This is a genomic window from uncultured Cytophaga sp. (genome assembly GCF_937863595.1).
Lineage (GTDB): Bacteria > Bacteroidota > Bacteroidia > Cytophagales > Cytophagaceae > Cytophaga.
Genome location: NZ_CALMGQ010000139.1, coordinates 1 through 15,666, shown reverse-complemented (window position 1 = coordinate 15,666; position 15,666 = coordinate 1). Strand labels below are relative to the sequence as shown.

Genomic DNA, 15,666 nt, shown 5'->3' with positions numbered 1-15,666 from the left:
AACTTTGAACGCTGTTATAATTAAACGTTCCATTTGCTGGACTCACTGTTCCTGACCCAGTAACAGTAGTTGTAAGTGTAAAGGTATTGATTGCAAACGTAGCTTTGATGTTCTTATTCGCAGTCATCGTTACACTCAAGGGATTCGTTGAACCCGTTGCATCGCCAGACCAACCTGTAAAGGTATAACCTGTAGCTGGTGTAGCCGTCAAACTTTGAACGCTATTATAATTAAACGTTCCATTAGCTGGACTAACTGTTCCTGAACCCACAACCGAAGTTGTTAATGTATACGTGCTAGCAGTATTACCACAGGTTGGAGTTGCGCTGAATGCCATTTGCGCAACAGAAAAATTAGTAAAGGTTGGATTGATATCAATATTTGATACATCATTTGCTCCTTTTCCATCGCAATCGCCTCTTCCATTTCTCCAATAAGGCGCTTGCAAGTAAACGCCCGACCCACAACTACCTACTTCTGCATCACCACCTACGATAACATTTCCAGAGTATGCTGCACCCCAACACATCGCATTTCCTTTAAGATTAGCTGTATTGGTAACAGAACCGCCTTCCATCCAGCCATTTCCTTCTACAATGGCATTTCCAGATATGGTTGCATTATATACATAGGCATTCCCTCTAACAATTGCACTGCCGCTGATATTGCCACCTTCAACCGTAGCGTAATCTTCGATACGTGCGTTACCTGAAACAGTACCACCCTTTACGATAGCATACGGACCAACATAAGCCGTTGATGCTACGTTTGCATTGTTGGAAATCCAACCACCGCCATTGGGGTGAATTTTACCATTTGTTTTTAAGAATTTTCTAAATTCAGTTGTTGCTTGAAATCCTTCAGGAACGGCATTTGCAATATTAATTTCGTATGGATATCTTCTTTGTTTGGGATAACCCACATCCATATTATAATTGATGTGGGTTTTGGGCGCAGAATATACAACAAGATAAATATTTGATTCTGTTGCTGCATCAAGCGTGAAAGATGCTTCTCCATCCCCAGTAAACATAGGACTATACCGAGATATTGTACCATCCGCCTTTGTAGTTACGAAACCATATCGCCATCCTGCTTGAGCCGTATTTACTTCTGTATGACCTTTAAATTTAACCGTTACTTTCTTTTGTGTTTCTGTACATGTTGGATACAAAGGAATAATATTCATTCCATAATCTTGTGGTGCCCAGTCGTCGTTGGTATAATATTGATTGCTTGAACCTGCAACTTTTGTCAGCAAGGTAAATTGTCTGCTTGTATAACGAGGCATATTACTCTTAATGAATTGATGCACCTCTCTGATCTTAGATCCAAAATTTTTGGTAGGCGTAATTTGATCGTTCCACTGGATCGGATAATCAAAAGCGGGTTGTCTTTGAGCATATCCCCATAAGTAATCATTCAATTGTTCTTGCGTAAAGCCCTTTAAACGTTTGATGGTTTCCAAGGGATGTTCTTGATATTTTGATTCTGCCCACATTCTTCTGGTGAAATCAAAACCTTCTTTTTCTTGAACATAGAACAATAGATGATAATTGGTATAATGATGACGGTTTGATGACCACATAAAATGACGTGTCTGTATCCATCGTGTTAAGGTTCCATCCGTTTCAGCCCACTGCGGATAAGCCATAGCACGCATGTAATTGGCATGTCCTTCATAAAAAGGACCTGCCCAATCATAACCTGAAAAGGCTGTTTGATTACCTGGATTTTCTTGAATGTGCATCATCATTTGCAAGGTATGTGCAAACTCATGACTTAAAGCACCACCATCTTTTGTTGCCTGCGGATGCACGTACATGGCACCGATGGTATTGCTAAAGGAACTCGCAGATGCGAAACCTGTTAAACGGTCATCAGTAGAGTTCCATGTATTCACCATCATAATCATGATCTTATACTTCCCAAAATTGGTATTGGGTGCATTGTTTATAAAATGCAGATCGGTGATGTAACGTTTAAAAATGTATTCCAACGTATCGGCAACCGACTGTGGATTAAAACGTAAGGTAGCATCGGAATATACAGCAGGATTTGTTCCTACTTTATCGCCCCAATACAACACAAAGTTTGCTGATTCATATTTACGAGACTCAGAAACATTATTGTAATATTCATTCGCCGGATTATCAAATTCGGTGGGTCTAAAAACGGTTTTTTGTGCAGATACATTTAGAAAAATGCACATGAAGAAAAGTAGGAGAATTTGTTTTTTCATAGTAATCAGGTTTACTGTTCGGAATAAAAACATGTTTATTCTTTCTTTAATACAAACCTTACATTTAGAAGTAACGAAAGTTTAAAAATTAGGCTGACTTCTTTCAATAAATGAAAAATGAAGCACCATTTTCAAATTTTAGTGTAAAATTAATCCTAGAATTGAATTTGCCATTCAAATATCTGTATATTAACAAGATAAAATACAACTATTCGAACCTCATTTCAACCTTATCTAAAAAATCAACCATGAAAAAATTTTTATTTAACACAATGATTATTACAAATATTTTTTTGTCTAGCACCCTAATTAAAGCACAGCAGTGGTACGACATAAGTGGTGGTGCCAATATAAGGACCAATTTTATTGAAGCAATTAGTTCAGATTCAAACGGCAACGTATATGTCGCGGGTGCGTATTTTGAAAATTCAAATTCTTATGTAGTAACATGGGATGGAACTAACTGGTCTCAGCTGGGGGATTTTAGTGGACGCATGGGCGAAGTCAGTTGTTTAACTACCGATAAAAACGGGGATGTATTTGTTGCAGGTAATTTTACAAACTCGGAAAATTATTATTATGTTAATAGATGGAATGGAACAACGTGGACAGAACTTGGAGGTATAAATGGTTTAAAAGCAAATAATACTATTAATATATTGATTGCTGATGACCAGGGATATATATATATCACAGGTGACTTTACAAATGAAAATGGTGCGTATTATATTGCAAAATGGGATGGAACAGCATGGTCAGAAATAAATGTACCAAATCTTGATGACCCAATCAAAGTAATGACAACAGATAGAATGGGAAATATTTACGTGGGAGGAAATATAAAAAGTAAAATAAATGATAGCCAGAACATATATAAATGGAATGGAACAACGTGGTCAGAAATTGGAAGTGGTACAAATATGAAAGTATTTAATTCAAATACCTTCTTTTCTTCCATCGGTGTTACACCAAGTGGATATATATATGTAGGTACCGACGGTAAAGATTTAAATGATAAATATTATATATCACAATGGGATGGAACTTCATGGAATCAGTTACCTGTTGAGAAGGATGGTTACGCTTCTTTTGTGCATGTAGATTATAATGGCAATGTATATGCACCTTTCGTTGAAAGAAAAGATAATAATGAAAAAAATAATATAAAAAGATGGAATGGAACAACATGGAATCAAGTCGCCAATCTTGATGTTAATAATTCAATAGATGTGATGTATAGTGATAAAAAAGGAAACTTATTTGTAGCTGGTTATTTTACAAATAAATATTCCAATAGATTTGTTGCAACACTTAACAATGCCTCCTCCCCATTATCGGTTGTTCGAGGAACGTATGCAGACAATAACATAAAGATATATCCAAATCCTTCACAAGATATAGTAAACATAGACGTTCCGGCAGATTTAATAGGCACATCGTATTACATTTATGATTCAAAAGCAATCTTACATTCTTCAGGTATTATAGCAGCAGGTTCTACCACATTAAACATTGACAATTTATCAACAGGTCTTTATTTTATTAAGTTGGGTGAACTATCTAAAAATGCATTCAAGCTTGTAAAGAAGTAATTTTAAATTATAGCCTATTAAAAAATCCCTAGTCGCTTTATATGCATCTAGGGATTTTTTTAATTTAGATTCCCCCAAAAATAGGGAGTTGATTTTTCTTTCTAATTCTTTTTTAACAAATCTCAATAATTTTTTATAAAACCGATTACAAATCCTACTTATCTAGCTTCGAAATTGCAGATTCCGAAGAGCAGTCATTATAATTTATAATTCATAATTTATAATTCCCTTCATTCTCACCACTTCGGAAACTTCTCTGGATTTACTTCGTGCATCATTTCATACACCACATCAATCACATCATCCGGACTTGGTTTAGAATAATAATCGCCATCCGTTGAATAGGCTGGTCTATGATCTTGAGCAGATAAGGTACGTGGTTCCGAATCGAGGTATTTCCAAGCTTTCTGCCCTTCCAATACTTTTTGCATCATATAGGCAGTAGCGCCGGCAGAATAATCTTCGTCGGCAAATAATACACGATTGGTTTTCTTAATCGACTCTACAATTTGCTGCGTGCGATCGAATGGCAGTAAGGTTTGTACATCTATAATTTCGCAGGATATACCCAATTGCTGCAATTCGTTTGCTCCTTCTTGCACGATGCGACACATAGAGCCATAGGTAACAATGGTTATATCCGTACCTGGTCTCAAGACATCAATAATACCCAATGGAACCGTGAAGTCTCCCAAATTTTCTGGAAGTTTTTCTTTTAAACGATAAGCGTTTAACGCTTCAATCATAAGCGCAGGTTCATCTCCTCTTACTAAGGTATTGTACATCCCTGCTGCTTGCATCATGTTGCGTGGCACACATAAAAACATACCCCTAATGGCACCTAAAATCATTTGCATAGGCGAACCCGAGTGGAACATTCCTTCCAAACGGTGACCACGTGTACGTATAATCAAAGGCGCTTTTTGTCCACCGGCAGAACGGTAATGCAGCGAAGCCACATCATCCGATAAAATCTCTATAGCAAATAATAAATAATCTAAATACTGTATCTCCGCAATCGGACGCAGTCCGCGCATTGCCGTACCAATTGCTTGTCCCACAATGGTGGCTTCACGAATACCGGTATCGGTGATGCGAATTTCTCCAAATTTTTCTTGTAATCCAGAGAATGCCTGGTTTACATCGCCTATATGTCCTACATCTTCGCCAAATGCTAATAAGCGTGGATCGCGATCAAAAAGCACTTCAAAATTGTGTTGTAGTAATTCTCTTCCATCTACTAACGCTGCGTCGTCATTAAAAACTGGATCTACTACTTTTATAAGTAGAGCTGATTCAGCAGACTCGCTGTATAGATGACTGTTGTAACGACGTTCATTTTCTATTGCTGTACGTTCAGCCCAATCTTGTAAAATATTTTTTGAGCTATCTGATTCGTTTCGTAACAAGCGCAGTGCTTTCTTAACCGCACGCACCGCATCCGAACGATACGGATTTAATGTTTTGTGTAAGTCTGTTGCAATTTGCTCCAACTCTTCTTTCAACGCACTTGTAGCTGCAACTTGTTTCAAGTAATCTACAGCGATGTCTTGATCTACGTGTACTGCTTTAATATGATGATCCCAAGCAGCCTGACGTGCCGCTTTTACTTTTTCAATCGATTCATTTTCAATCGCATTTAAATCGTCTTCTGAACAAACATCATTTTCTAGAATCCATTCTTTAAACTTTTTATTGCAATCGTATTCTTCTTCCCAATCGAGTCGGTCTTTTGTTTTATATCGTTCGTGTGATCCCGAAGTTGAATGTCCCATGGGCTGAGTCATATCATATACGTGCATCAATACAGGTACGTGCTCCTCACGACAAATGCGTGTTGCTTCTTTATACCCATAACAAAGTGCTTCGTAATCCCACCCTTTCACCTTCATGATTTCAATCCCACGTTCGTTGTGATCTCTTCTGAAACCTTCGAACATGCTTGATATATCATCCTTCGTTGTTTGGTAGCGTTGAGGAACAGAAATCGCATACGCATCATCCCAAATTGAAATCAACATCGGAATTTGCAATACTCCTGCTGCATTAATAGCTTCAAAAAATACCCCTTCAGCCATAGCACCATTACCAATGGTACCAAATGAAACTTCATTACCATTATGACTAAAATTAGTCATGTGCTGCAGTTCGGGATTGTTGCGAAATAGTTTAGAAGCCCAAGCCAAACCAACCAAACGTGGCATTTGAGCACCCGTTGGAGAGATATCTGGAGTAGAAATTTTTATTTTTGTAAGATCTTTAAAGCGACCTTGTGCATCTAAATTTCGTGTGGAGTAATGACCAATCATCATTCGACCACCTGAATGTGGATCGTGTTCGATATCTGCATGACCGTACAATTGAGCAAAATATTGTTGAATGGTTAATTCCCCAATTGCCATCATAAAAGTCTGATCCCTATAATAACCAGAACGAAAATCGCCTTCTTTAAAAAATTTGGCCATACAAATTTGAGCCAATTCTTTACCTGATCCAAAAATACCAAATTTTGCTTTGCCCATAAAAACTTCTTTACGAGCAAGTATGCTCGTTTGTCTGCTTTCACACGCCAATCTATAATCTTTTAAAATTTCTTCTTTGGTTAAAGAAAATTCACCTGTCATTTCACTTGTATTCAAAATATATGTTGTTAGGTTTAGCCAAACACCATAAAATTATGGAATAAAACCCGCTATTCAAATGTTTTCGAATTATGGCTGCTATTCTATAACTTTTGGTATAATTTATGTAACTTTGGATACAGACAACCCTATAGTACTAATTTATATAAATACATTATGTTGAAAAAAATCATCGTATTCACAGCATTAGTTGCTAGTACATTGAGTGTTACACTAGCACAACAATCTAATAGTTTCAATTTCCCTATTGACAAATTCGATTTTGGAGTTGTTAATGAAGGAGATAAAGCACGTCATACCTTTGAATTCTTCAATACAGGTAAAGATACCATCGTTTTAGGAGCTGAAAATGTTCGTGCATCTTGTGGTTGTACAACACCTTCTTTTTCTACAGATCCAATTTTACCTGGACAAAAAGGCGTAATTACTGCAGAATTCAACTCCCAAGGAAGACCGGGAACGTTCCAAAAAACAATTACGGTATATTACAAAGAGGAAGTTGTTAAAATGTTAAACATCAAAGGAATTGTTGAACCACTTCCTGCAGCAGTTGTAACACCAACAGAAGCCGAATTGAAAAAATCTGCTAAAATTTCAGTTGAAAAAACAACGATTAATTTTGGTAAAATGGAACGCGCTCAAAAAGGCGTTTATTCTATGAAAATTACGAATCATGGAAAAGATACATTGTTCATTTCTAAGTCAGTAATTGCATGTAGCTGTGGACAATACAAATTGAAAAAAGAAAAATCAAGTGAAGAATTGAAATTCGTTTTACCTGGCAAATCTGCTACATTAGAAGTTACGTACTTCCCAGCAGCTGACGGTTATAACAGAGATATCATGACCTTATATACAAACGACCCAGCAAACCTTCGTCTCCCAATTATCTTAGAATCTGACGTGGTTGAGACATTACAAGAAAAAAATATGTTACAAGAAGGTGGTACAACTGCTCCCTTTTCAAAATAACAGCATAATTACCTTATAAAAAAAGTCTCACTACATAATGTAGTGAGACTTTTTTTATAAGGTAATTATGAAATATTCAAAAAAACAAAAAACAAATTTCAATCGAATAGAGTATATATAATAAATACTAAATCCCAAAGAACAAAAATCAAATTCCAAACGGAATGAGAATAGTTCTCTAGAGATTTTAATAATTAAATAATTAATTATTGGTTCAATAAGAAATGATCGTTACACGATTCATTTTAAGCAGTATAAAATAAATTAGAAGTCTTTTCTGGAACTTTCATCTTATTAATATATAATGCTATGATCATCGGTATACCTAAAGAAATAAAGAACAAAGAGTTCCGTGTTTCTATTACCCCATCAGGCGTAGTAGAGCTCATTAATCGAAACCATACCGTTTTGATAGAACACAATGCAGGTCTTGGATCTGGCTTTTCGGATGACGATTACAAAAATGCTGGAGCAGTTATTATAGAAAAAGCAACAGAAGTATTTTCTAAATCAGATCTAATTTTAAAAGTAAAAGAACCATTACCTTCTGAATATACTTTTATAAAAGAAGGTCAAATTATTTTCACCTATTTCCACTTCGCTTCCTCAGAAGAACTAACACGTGAAATGATTGCTCGAAAAGCAATTTGTATTACATATGAAACCATACAAAAAGCAGATAACTCGTTACCCATTTTAACACCAATGTCGGAGGTTGCGGGCAGGATGTCTATCCAAATTGCAGCACATTATTTAGAAAAAAATAATGGAGGTAGCGGAAAATTATTGGGTGGTGTACCGGGTGTTAAACCCGCTCGTGTCGTAATATTAGGCGCAGGGGTTGTTGGAACACAAGCTGCGAAGATGGCTTCGGGTATGGGTGCTGAAGTGATATTGATGGACATTAACATCACTCGATTACGTTATTTAACTGATGTATTGCCAGCAAATGTTACCTGCATCTATCCTACTCAACAATTGATTGCAGAATACTTATTACACACAGACGTATTGATTGGTGCAATATTAATACCTGGTGGAAAAGCGCCCATACTAGCAACAAAGAAAATGGTTGAGTCCATGCCCAAAGGAAGTATCGTAATTGATGTAGCTGTAGACCAAGGTGGCTGTATACAAACGTGTAAACCAACTTCGCACGAACATCCCATATTTATTCTCAACGATGTAATACACTATTGCGTACCCAATATACCTGGTGCAGTACCAACTACCTCAACAATAGCACTTACCAATGCAAGTCTTCCGTATTTATTGCAAATTGCAGATAAAGGTTGGAAGGAAGCGTGTCAAATGAATTCGGATATTAGAAAAGGTGTATCTCTTGTTTCAGGGAATGTTGTAGATGCTATGCTTGCTAAAACATTTCAATTATCTTTGCATGATATACACGAATACTTGAATTCATGATTGTAGCACTTTATAGATTTCTATTCAGCCGTTTATTCTTTCTTTTACTCTTATTTAGTCTTTGCAGATTATTATTTTTCCTATTCTATTCAAATCAATTTGAATCGTGCACGAATGCACAAATTGCGCAGGCTTTTCTAGTTGGCGTACGATTTGACGTATCAATATTACTTGGTTTCAATGTTGTATTTCTTTTGCCACTTGCCATTGGACGCTTTTTTAATATTCCAAAATCGATATTCTTTCTAACTAAAATACTTTTTGTACTAGTAAATTCTTTTTTAGTTGCATTAAACTTAATTGATTTAGAATATTTTGCATTCACAGGAAAGCGCACAGGTATTGAAATTATTGGTATCAAGGACGATGTTGCAAATCAAATAAACCAATTAATTTTAAACTATTGGCACATCGGATTACTTGCCTTTGTATTATTTCTTTGGATATTACTCCGTACGCTTAGATTAAAGTATACGCCCATAATATCTAAGAAACCCATCATTTATTTTACACTCGGCTATGTCGTCTTTATAGGTCTGTCTATAATAGGTATTCGTAGTGGATTTCAATTAAAACCCTTGCGACCGAATGTAGCTTTTTCTGTTGAACCCAGTAAACTTGGCAATGTTGTTTTAAATACGCCATTTAATATCTTCATGACCATAGGTATTGAGCCCATTGAAGAAGTTCATTTCTTCAACTCTTCGGAAGAAGTATCAAGCATTTTAAACGAATGGAATACGCAGACAAAATCTACATTAACTCCACAAACAAAAAAACAAAATATTGTTATTATCATTTTAGAAAGTTTTGGGTCTGAATATTGGGGTATCAATAGTCCAAATAAAGGGTTCACTCCTTTCTTAGATTCTTTAGCAAAAACAAATTTATATTTTCCCAATAATTTTGCAAATGGCAGAGCCAGTATGGAAGCAGTACCCTCAATACTAGCATCTATACCAAGTTTAATGCAGGAGCCTTATATTACTTCCTTGTATCAAACCAACACCATGAATGGTTTGGGAACTATTCTATTAAAAAATGGATATCATACATCTTTTTTCCATGCTGCTAAAAATGGATCGATGGGATTCGATGCCTTTACAAAAAATGCAGACTTTACCCATTACTATGGATTAAATGAATATACTGGATCAAAAGAAGATTATGATGGCAATTGGGGCATTTATGATGAACCGTATTTACAATATGCGAACAATACGATTAGCAGCTTTCAACAACCGTTTGCAAGCTGTGTTTTTACTATAAGTTCACATCAGCCTTATTCTATTCCTAAAAAATATTCCAATAAATTCCCTAAAGGCGATCTTCCTGTACATGAAACAATTGGGTATGTAGATTATGCATTGAAAAAGTTTTTTGAAGCAGCACGAAAAGAAGCGTGGTACGATAATACCTTATTTATTATCACAGCAGATCATACGCACATGCACAGCGTAGATGCGGACCAATCAATACGTGCAGATTATAAAGTTCCACTTCTATTTTTCCATCCAAAGCAAAAACTTCAAGCAGATACTTCTTTGGTTTCAAACCATATAGACATCATGCCTAGCATACTCGATTATCTACAAATTATAAACCCAAATCCTGCATTACTCGGACAGTCGGTATTTGGCAAACAAATGGGTCATGATTATGCAGTAAACTTTGCCAATAATACGTATGGTATATTTTTAAAAGAGTATTATATCCAAGCCAGTATTGGTAAAGAATTCATTATTAAAAATTATAAAGATGAATTTATCCGAACAGCTAACGAAAAAGAAAAACTATTTGTCGAAGCAATCATCCAATATTATAATAATGGCATGATACATAATACCTATTTTGATTGGACGAAAACGAAATAAGTTATATAAATTCAGGCAACTGATTCCTTTTTATAAATGCTATTTGCTCCCCTTCACCTTCTCGTTGAAAAGCGTAATGCGTTAAGCCATTTGTAATGACAATCCATTCTGCTTCAATGGTTTTATTGTATGCAGAAATTTGTTTAAGTGTCTGTTCACTCAAAGGAATAGAAAAAGCTTTACATTCCACCAACATAAAAACAGAACCTTTTCGGTTATAAATCTGAATGTCGCTGCGTTTTTGCAAGCTATTGTATTGCAAACCTGTTTCAACCTTGAATAAGGATTTAGGATATTTACAGGTATGAATTAAATAATGCATGAAATGTTGTCGCACCCATTCTTCCGGAGTCAACAAAATATTTTTTTTACGTATGATATCATACACATATATCTCACCTTGCTCTTTTGCAAGTTTTAAATTAGCCGTGGGTAAATTTAAATCTGGATACATGGTATACTATTGTTGTACAATTTACGTACATAAAATAGTAAATGCTTTATTACTTATAATATTGTAGTATGAAAACGAAAGAGGAAATTGTAAATAACTGGCTACCAAGATACACCGGAACAGAAATAAAAGAATTCGGAGAATATATACTAATCGTAAATTTTCATAATTACTTAGAAATGTTCGCAGCGCAATTTGGCGCCGAAATAAAAGGGATTGGTAAGCCCATGCAAACTTGTACAGCAAATAACATCACCATCGTAAATTTTGGTATGGGCAGTGCAATGGCCGCAACATGTATGGATATTCTATCCGCTGTTCAACCCAAAGCAGTATTATTTTTAGGAAAATGTGGAGGATTAAAGAAAACGAAAGTAGGCGATTTAATTCTTCCAATAGCTGCCATCCGCGGTGAAGGTACAAGTGACGATTATCTACCGAAAGAAATCCCTGCGCTTCCATCCTTCCGATTACAACAAGCCGTTTCATCTATCATCCGCAAACACAAACGCGACTATTGGACGGGTACGGTATATACTACAAACCGTAGAGTTTGGGAGCACGATGAAAAATTCAAAGAATATCTTCGAAGTATACGCACAATGGCTATCGATATGGAAACGGCTACGATATTCGTTGTGGGTTTCGCAAATAGCATTCCGCATGGTGCATTATTGCTCGTATCTGATAATCCAATGGTTCCTGATGGAGTAAAAACGGCCGATAGCGACACTTCGGTTACAAAACAATATGCAGAAGAACATTTAAAAATTGGAATAGAGTCCTTGCAAGAGTTGGCATCGAGCGGTGATTCTGTAAAGCATATGATCTTTGAGTAAGCTAACATAACACGATTAAAAGGATTGCAGGATTACCCAGATTACGATTTATGTAACTAGAAATATTTGTGTACTTATTTTAAGGAAAGAAAGAAAAATGGGATTTTCTTTCTTTCTTTCTTAGATAACAAATCATTCAATTTAATACTCCATAATCCGGGTAATCCTGCAATCCTTTTAATCGTGTCCTTTGGGGGATGGTACTACGAGCCTATTATTATACACCCGCTTAAACTCCAAACTTTTCCCGCCGAAATTAATGAGTAAGCCATCTGCAATATTATAAGCTTCACAATAATTGATTGCTTGTGCTTTATGTGCATCTTCTATTTTTTCAACAGCTTTTATTTCCAGCATCACTTTCTTTTCAATAAAAAAATCTACTCTTCGAAAGCCTACAGAATTACCTTTATAAAATATTTCCATTTCTTGTTCCCAAGCATATTTTATATTCGATAAATTAAATTCGATTGCCAAGCAACGTTGGTATATTTTTTCTTGAAAGCCGTTCCCAATGATTCTGTGAACTTACATCGCACAACCAATAATCTCATGGGTAAGTGCATTGATTTCATTATTCTCCATTTGCTGATGTATAAAAATTAAAGAATGAATCTAAATCAAGATTTTGTAATTATCAAAATCAGAAGCATTTAATAACAAAAGATAATGGTTATGTTCTATTTAAGGATTTCTATTTAAGATACCACATACTATAATAATGTGTATGCAGAAATCATTACAAACATTTATAATTTACGGTGTGTCCAAAAATACCTCCGAAAAACTACAAGCATTCTTTTATCTGTCGGGTAGCTTCGATGTGGCGTTATATTATTAAATATCAATGCTACAAAAAGCATGATTATGCAACCCGTTAGAACGGGACTAATCACATACCAATATCCTAAGTGCTTAATTTTTTCAGAACCAATAATAGCAATCAAAGCTGTAGCACCACCCGGAGGGTGTAACGTTTTAGTCATCTGCATAAACACTATAGAAAACGCTACTGCAAAGGGTGCGGACAACCATATCATATCAGGAAAAAGTTTAAATGCTGTAACTCCTACGAGAGCAGAAATAACATGCCCGCCCACTAAATTACGAGGTTGTGCTAATGGACTTTGAATAGATCCATACACCAATACACTTGAAGCGCCAAATGAACCAATTAAAAATATATTTTCGAAATCATCTAGTATGCGACTTTGAAAAAAAGTTATCAAACCGATACCCATAAATGCCCCTACAAACGACCAAAAATGCTCCTTATAATCAACTAAGGTTTCTTTATAAATAACATATCTGGAAACACGAATGGATCTTGTAATTTTCTTTTTCATATAAACAATTGCAAACTGTCATTCATAAAACCAATTCGCTTATTTAAATAACCAACCCACTATTTATGCATAAATAACAAATCACCCGTCCGTATAATCACGTATTTTAATTTTGATTAATTGAATAAATGAATTAAAATAACACGGGCTTCTTACTGTATTTTTTTTTAATTTAACATTCTTAAAATAAGTGCTCATTAGTAAAATCAAGAATGAATTTCACTTCCAAACGAAATAGAATTGCCAAAATTCAAACATTACACCACCCTGTCTCATTTAAGTCCTTTGTATTCAGTCGAATATTTTTATTATGGGCTTTTCTTGGTATCGTTGGGGGAATAACTGCAGGTTTATATTGGATTGTTTTAGAATTCTTAACGCACAAAATAGCTTTTTTCACAGGCTTATGGGTTATACCTACTATGGCACTTTGTGGATTGCTTGCAGGCTTGGTTATCTATTTCATTGGCGATCCTGGAGAAATGCATTTAATGGTCAACAACATACGCTTTAATAAAGGCAAATTAGATCCAAAGAACAATCCATCCATGATTCTATCGTCCTTACTATGTGTTTCAGCAGGAGGCAGCTTAGGTCCTGAAGCCCCATTGGTTCAAGTTACAGGATCTACAGGCACGTGGCTAGGAAATCTATTACGATTAAAAGGTGAGTCTTTACGATCACTTACAATCGCTGGTATGGCTTCGGGCTTTACCGCTTTATTTGGTGCTCCTTTAGGTGGAAGCTTATTTGCACTCGAAATTTTACACCACAAACATGCCGTAGAATATTATCAAGCCATCATTCCTGCATTGGTTGCCAGTAGTTTCAGTTATGTTGTTTTTGCTGTTATCATTAATATGGGTATTGGACCCACGTGGAATTTACCTACTTATGAGCTTGTCGATAAATTTGATTTTATGTATGCAGTCGTATTTGGTATGTGTGCTACATTTGTAGGCTGGATATTTATTTATAACACCAAACTTTTTCAAAAAATATTCAAATTAATTGAAGTCCCTATTTATATAAAAATGTGTGTAGGTGGTATCATATTAGGTGTAATCGTTTATTACTTTCCGGTTACACGTTATTTTGGGCACGAGCAAATCAATACGCTAATTACAGAATCCTTCTCCTTACAATTCTTGTTTGCAATTCTTGCGTTTAAGATACTAGCCATATCCATTACGGTTACATCTGGTTGGAGAGGCGGTTTCATCATTCCCTTATTTTTTGTTGGTGCAACACTAGGTTTGATTATACATCATTTCATCCCGAGTATCAACCTGGCATTAACTATTGTTAGTTGTATGGCAGCAATCAATTCTTGCGTTACACGTACCCCAATGAGTACAACCATTCTTCTTTCTGCGCTTACGGGATTTACCTATTTCATTCCTATTTTATTTGCAAGTTTAACAGGTTATTTCCTTGCGCCTCGTCAGCCATTTATCAAATCACAGTTAAAAGAAATTGAACACGAAGAAGAATAGTATCAATAGGCATTTTAATTAAGGCTAACATTGAGAATGGTTAGTCGAAAAAAAACAACCCTCACGAAAACGAAAAAGAGATTTGCTAGCATTAGCAAATCTCTTTTTTATTTATGAATGAATGTTAAACACTATTTTTCTAGAATCGACTTCAAATCTGCAGCAGAATAGTTAATCGACTTCAACGTTTTATTGTCTTCTGTTCTAAATACCAAATAGTGATTACCACTTTTAACGTGGTAACAGGGCTGTGCTTTTGCTGCGTAATGTGCAATGGTATCCTTTGCCTCTTGTTCCGTAGCACAGGTCTTACTCATGTTAGAGCGCTGTACTTCGTCGAATAAGTCTTTAAATTTTTCTCCTAAGCCAAATTCCAGCACTGCTCCTGCCAATACATATTGCAAATCACATAAAGCATCTGCTACTTCTACAATATCATTTTGAGCAATAGCCTCTTCCAACTCTTTCAATTCTTCTGCAAGTAAAGAAACACGCAAACGTGCCCGTTCTATAGCAGGAATCGTTGGTGTATCTAAGATAGGATGTTTAAACGTGCGATGAAATTCCGCAACTTGGTTGAGTGGGTCGATGGGAAGCATGAGAAAAGTATTAAGTACGGAGTACAGAGTACTAAGTACGGATTAAATTATAATTTTAAATTGTGCATTAAATGAATAATTTTCAGAAGAAATAGTATACGATTACAGGCTACAATACATTCCCGAATAAAACATATGCTAAGTACTTTATACTTTGTACTTTGTACTTTGTACTTTGTACT

Annotated in this window: 12 protein-coding genes; 6 read left to right on the top strand and 6 right to left on the bottom strand. The window is 35.6% G+C overall.

Annotated features, from left to right (window positions below; genetic code table 11):
• A partial coding sequence (locus Q0543_RS12165) for a DUF6055 domain-containing protein (protein ID WP_299253335.1) occupies positions 1–2,242 on the bottom strand: 2,242 nt, incomplete at its 3' end.
• 248 nt (positions 2,243–2,490) lie between these two features.
• On the opposite strand from Q0543_RS12165, the gene Q0543_RS12160 reads away from it, so the two are divergent.
• Positions 2,491–3,834, top strand: a complete 1,344-nt coding sequence (locus Q0543_RS12160) for a T9SS type A sorting domain-containing protein (protein ID WP_299253333.1) — start codon at positions 2,491–2,493, stop codon at positions 3,832–3,834.
• A 236-nt stretch (positions 3,835–4,070) separates the two neighbouring features.
• Here Q0543_RS12160 and Q0543_RS12155 read toward each other — a convergent pair whose 3' ends face one another.
• The gene (locus Q0543_RS12155) at positions 4,071–6,473 is read right to left on the bottom strand and encodes a thiamine pyrophosphate-dependent enzyme (protein WP_299253331.1); all 2,403 of its coding nucleotides are present in this window, start codon (positions 6,471–6,473) and stop codon (positions 4,071–4,073) included.
• Between the two features lie 159 nt (positions 6,474–6,632).
• On the opposite strand from Q0543_RS12155, the gene Q0543_RS12150 reads away from it, so the two are divergent.
• The 3 genes from Q0543_RS12150 to Q0543_RS12140 all read left to right on the top strand — a co-directional run bounded on the left by Q0543_RS12150 (position 6,633) and on the right by Q0543_RS12140 (position 10,750).
• Positions 6,633–7,448, top strand: a complete 816-nt coding sequence (locus tag Q0543_RS12150) for a DUF1573 domain-containing protein (protein WP_299253329.1) — start codon at positions 6,633–6,635, stop codon at positions 7,446–7,448.
• A gap of 309 nt (positions 7,449–7,757) precedes the next feature.
• The gene (gene ald, locus Q0543_RS12145; RefSeq protein ID WP_299253327.1) at positions 7,758–8,876 is read left to right on the top strand and encodes an alanine dehydrogenase; all 1,119 of its coding nucleotides are present in this window, start codon (positions 7,758–7,760) and stop codon (positions 8,874–8,876) included.
• Complete coding sequence (locus Q0543_RS12140) at positions 8,873–10,750, top strand: LTA synthase family protein (protein WP_299253325.1); 1,878 nt, start codon at positions 8,873–8,875, stop codon at positions 10,748–10,750. The genes ald and Q0543_RS12140 overlap by 4 nt, the downstream gene beginning before the upstream one ends.
• 1 nt (position 10,751) lies before the next feature.
• Here the strand turns inward: Q0543_RS12140 and Q0543_RS12135 are convergent, their stop codons facing one another.
• Positions 10,752–11,204 carry a type I restriction enzyme HsdR N-terminal domain-containing protein gene (locus tag Q0543_RS12135; protein WP_299253323.1) on the bottom strand — a complete coding sequence of 151 codons (453 nt, stop codon included), beginning with the start codon at positions 11,202–11,204 and terminating at the stop codon, positions 10,752–10,754.
• A 68-nt stretch (positions 11,205–11,272) separates the two neighbouring features.
• Here Q0543_RS12135 and Q0543_RS12130 point away from each other — a divergent pair, with 68 nt between their 5' ends.
• Positions 11,273–12,043 (top strand): AMP nucleosidase, encoded by a 771-nt coding sequence (locus Q0543_RS12130; RefSeq protein WP_299253321.1) that lies wholly within the window; start codon positions 11,273–11,275, stop codon positions 12,041–12,043.
• Positions 12,044–12,220: 177 nt separating this feature from the next.
• Here Q0543_RS12130 and Q0543_RS12125 read toward each other — a convergent pair whose 3' ends face one another.
• Positions 12,221–12,559, bottom strand: coding sequence for a GxxExxY protein (locus Q0543_RS12125; RefSeq protein WP_366800160.1), 339 nt, complete (start codon positions 12,557–12,559; stop codon positions 12,221–12,223).
• Positions 12,560–12,792: 233 nt separating this feature from the next.
• Entirely contained in the window at positions 12,793–13,389 is a 597-nt protein-coding gene (locus Q0543_RS12120; protein WP_299253319.1) for an HPP family protein, read from the bottom strand.
• Positions 13,390–13,601: 212 nt separating this feature from the next.
• Between Q0543_RS12120 and Q0543_RS12115 the strand changes: the two genes are divergently transcribed.
• Positions 13,602–14,885 carry a chloride channel protein gene (locus tag Q0543_RS12115; protein WP_299253317.1) on the top strand — a complete coding sequence of 428 codons (1,284 nt, stop codon included), beginning with the start codon at positions 13,602–13,604 and terminating at the stop codon, positions 14,883–14,885.
• Positions 14,886–15,016: 131 nt separating this feature from the next.
• Here the strand turns inward: Q0543_RS12115 and Q0543_RS12110 are convergent, their stop codons facing one another.
• Positions 15,017–15,484 (bottom strand): nucleoside triphosphate pyrophosphohydrolase family protein, encoded by a 468-nt coding sequence (locus Q0543_RS12110; RefSeq protein ID WP_299253314.1) that lies wholly within the window; start codon positions 15,482–15,484, stop codon positions 15,017–15,019.
• Between the last annotated feature and the right edge of the window lie 182 nt (positions 15,485–15,666).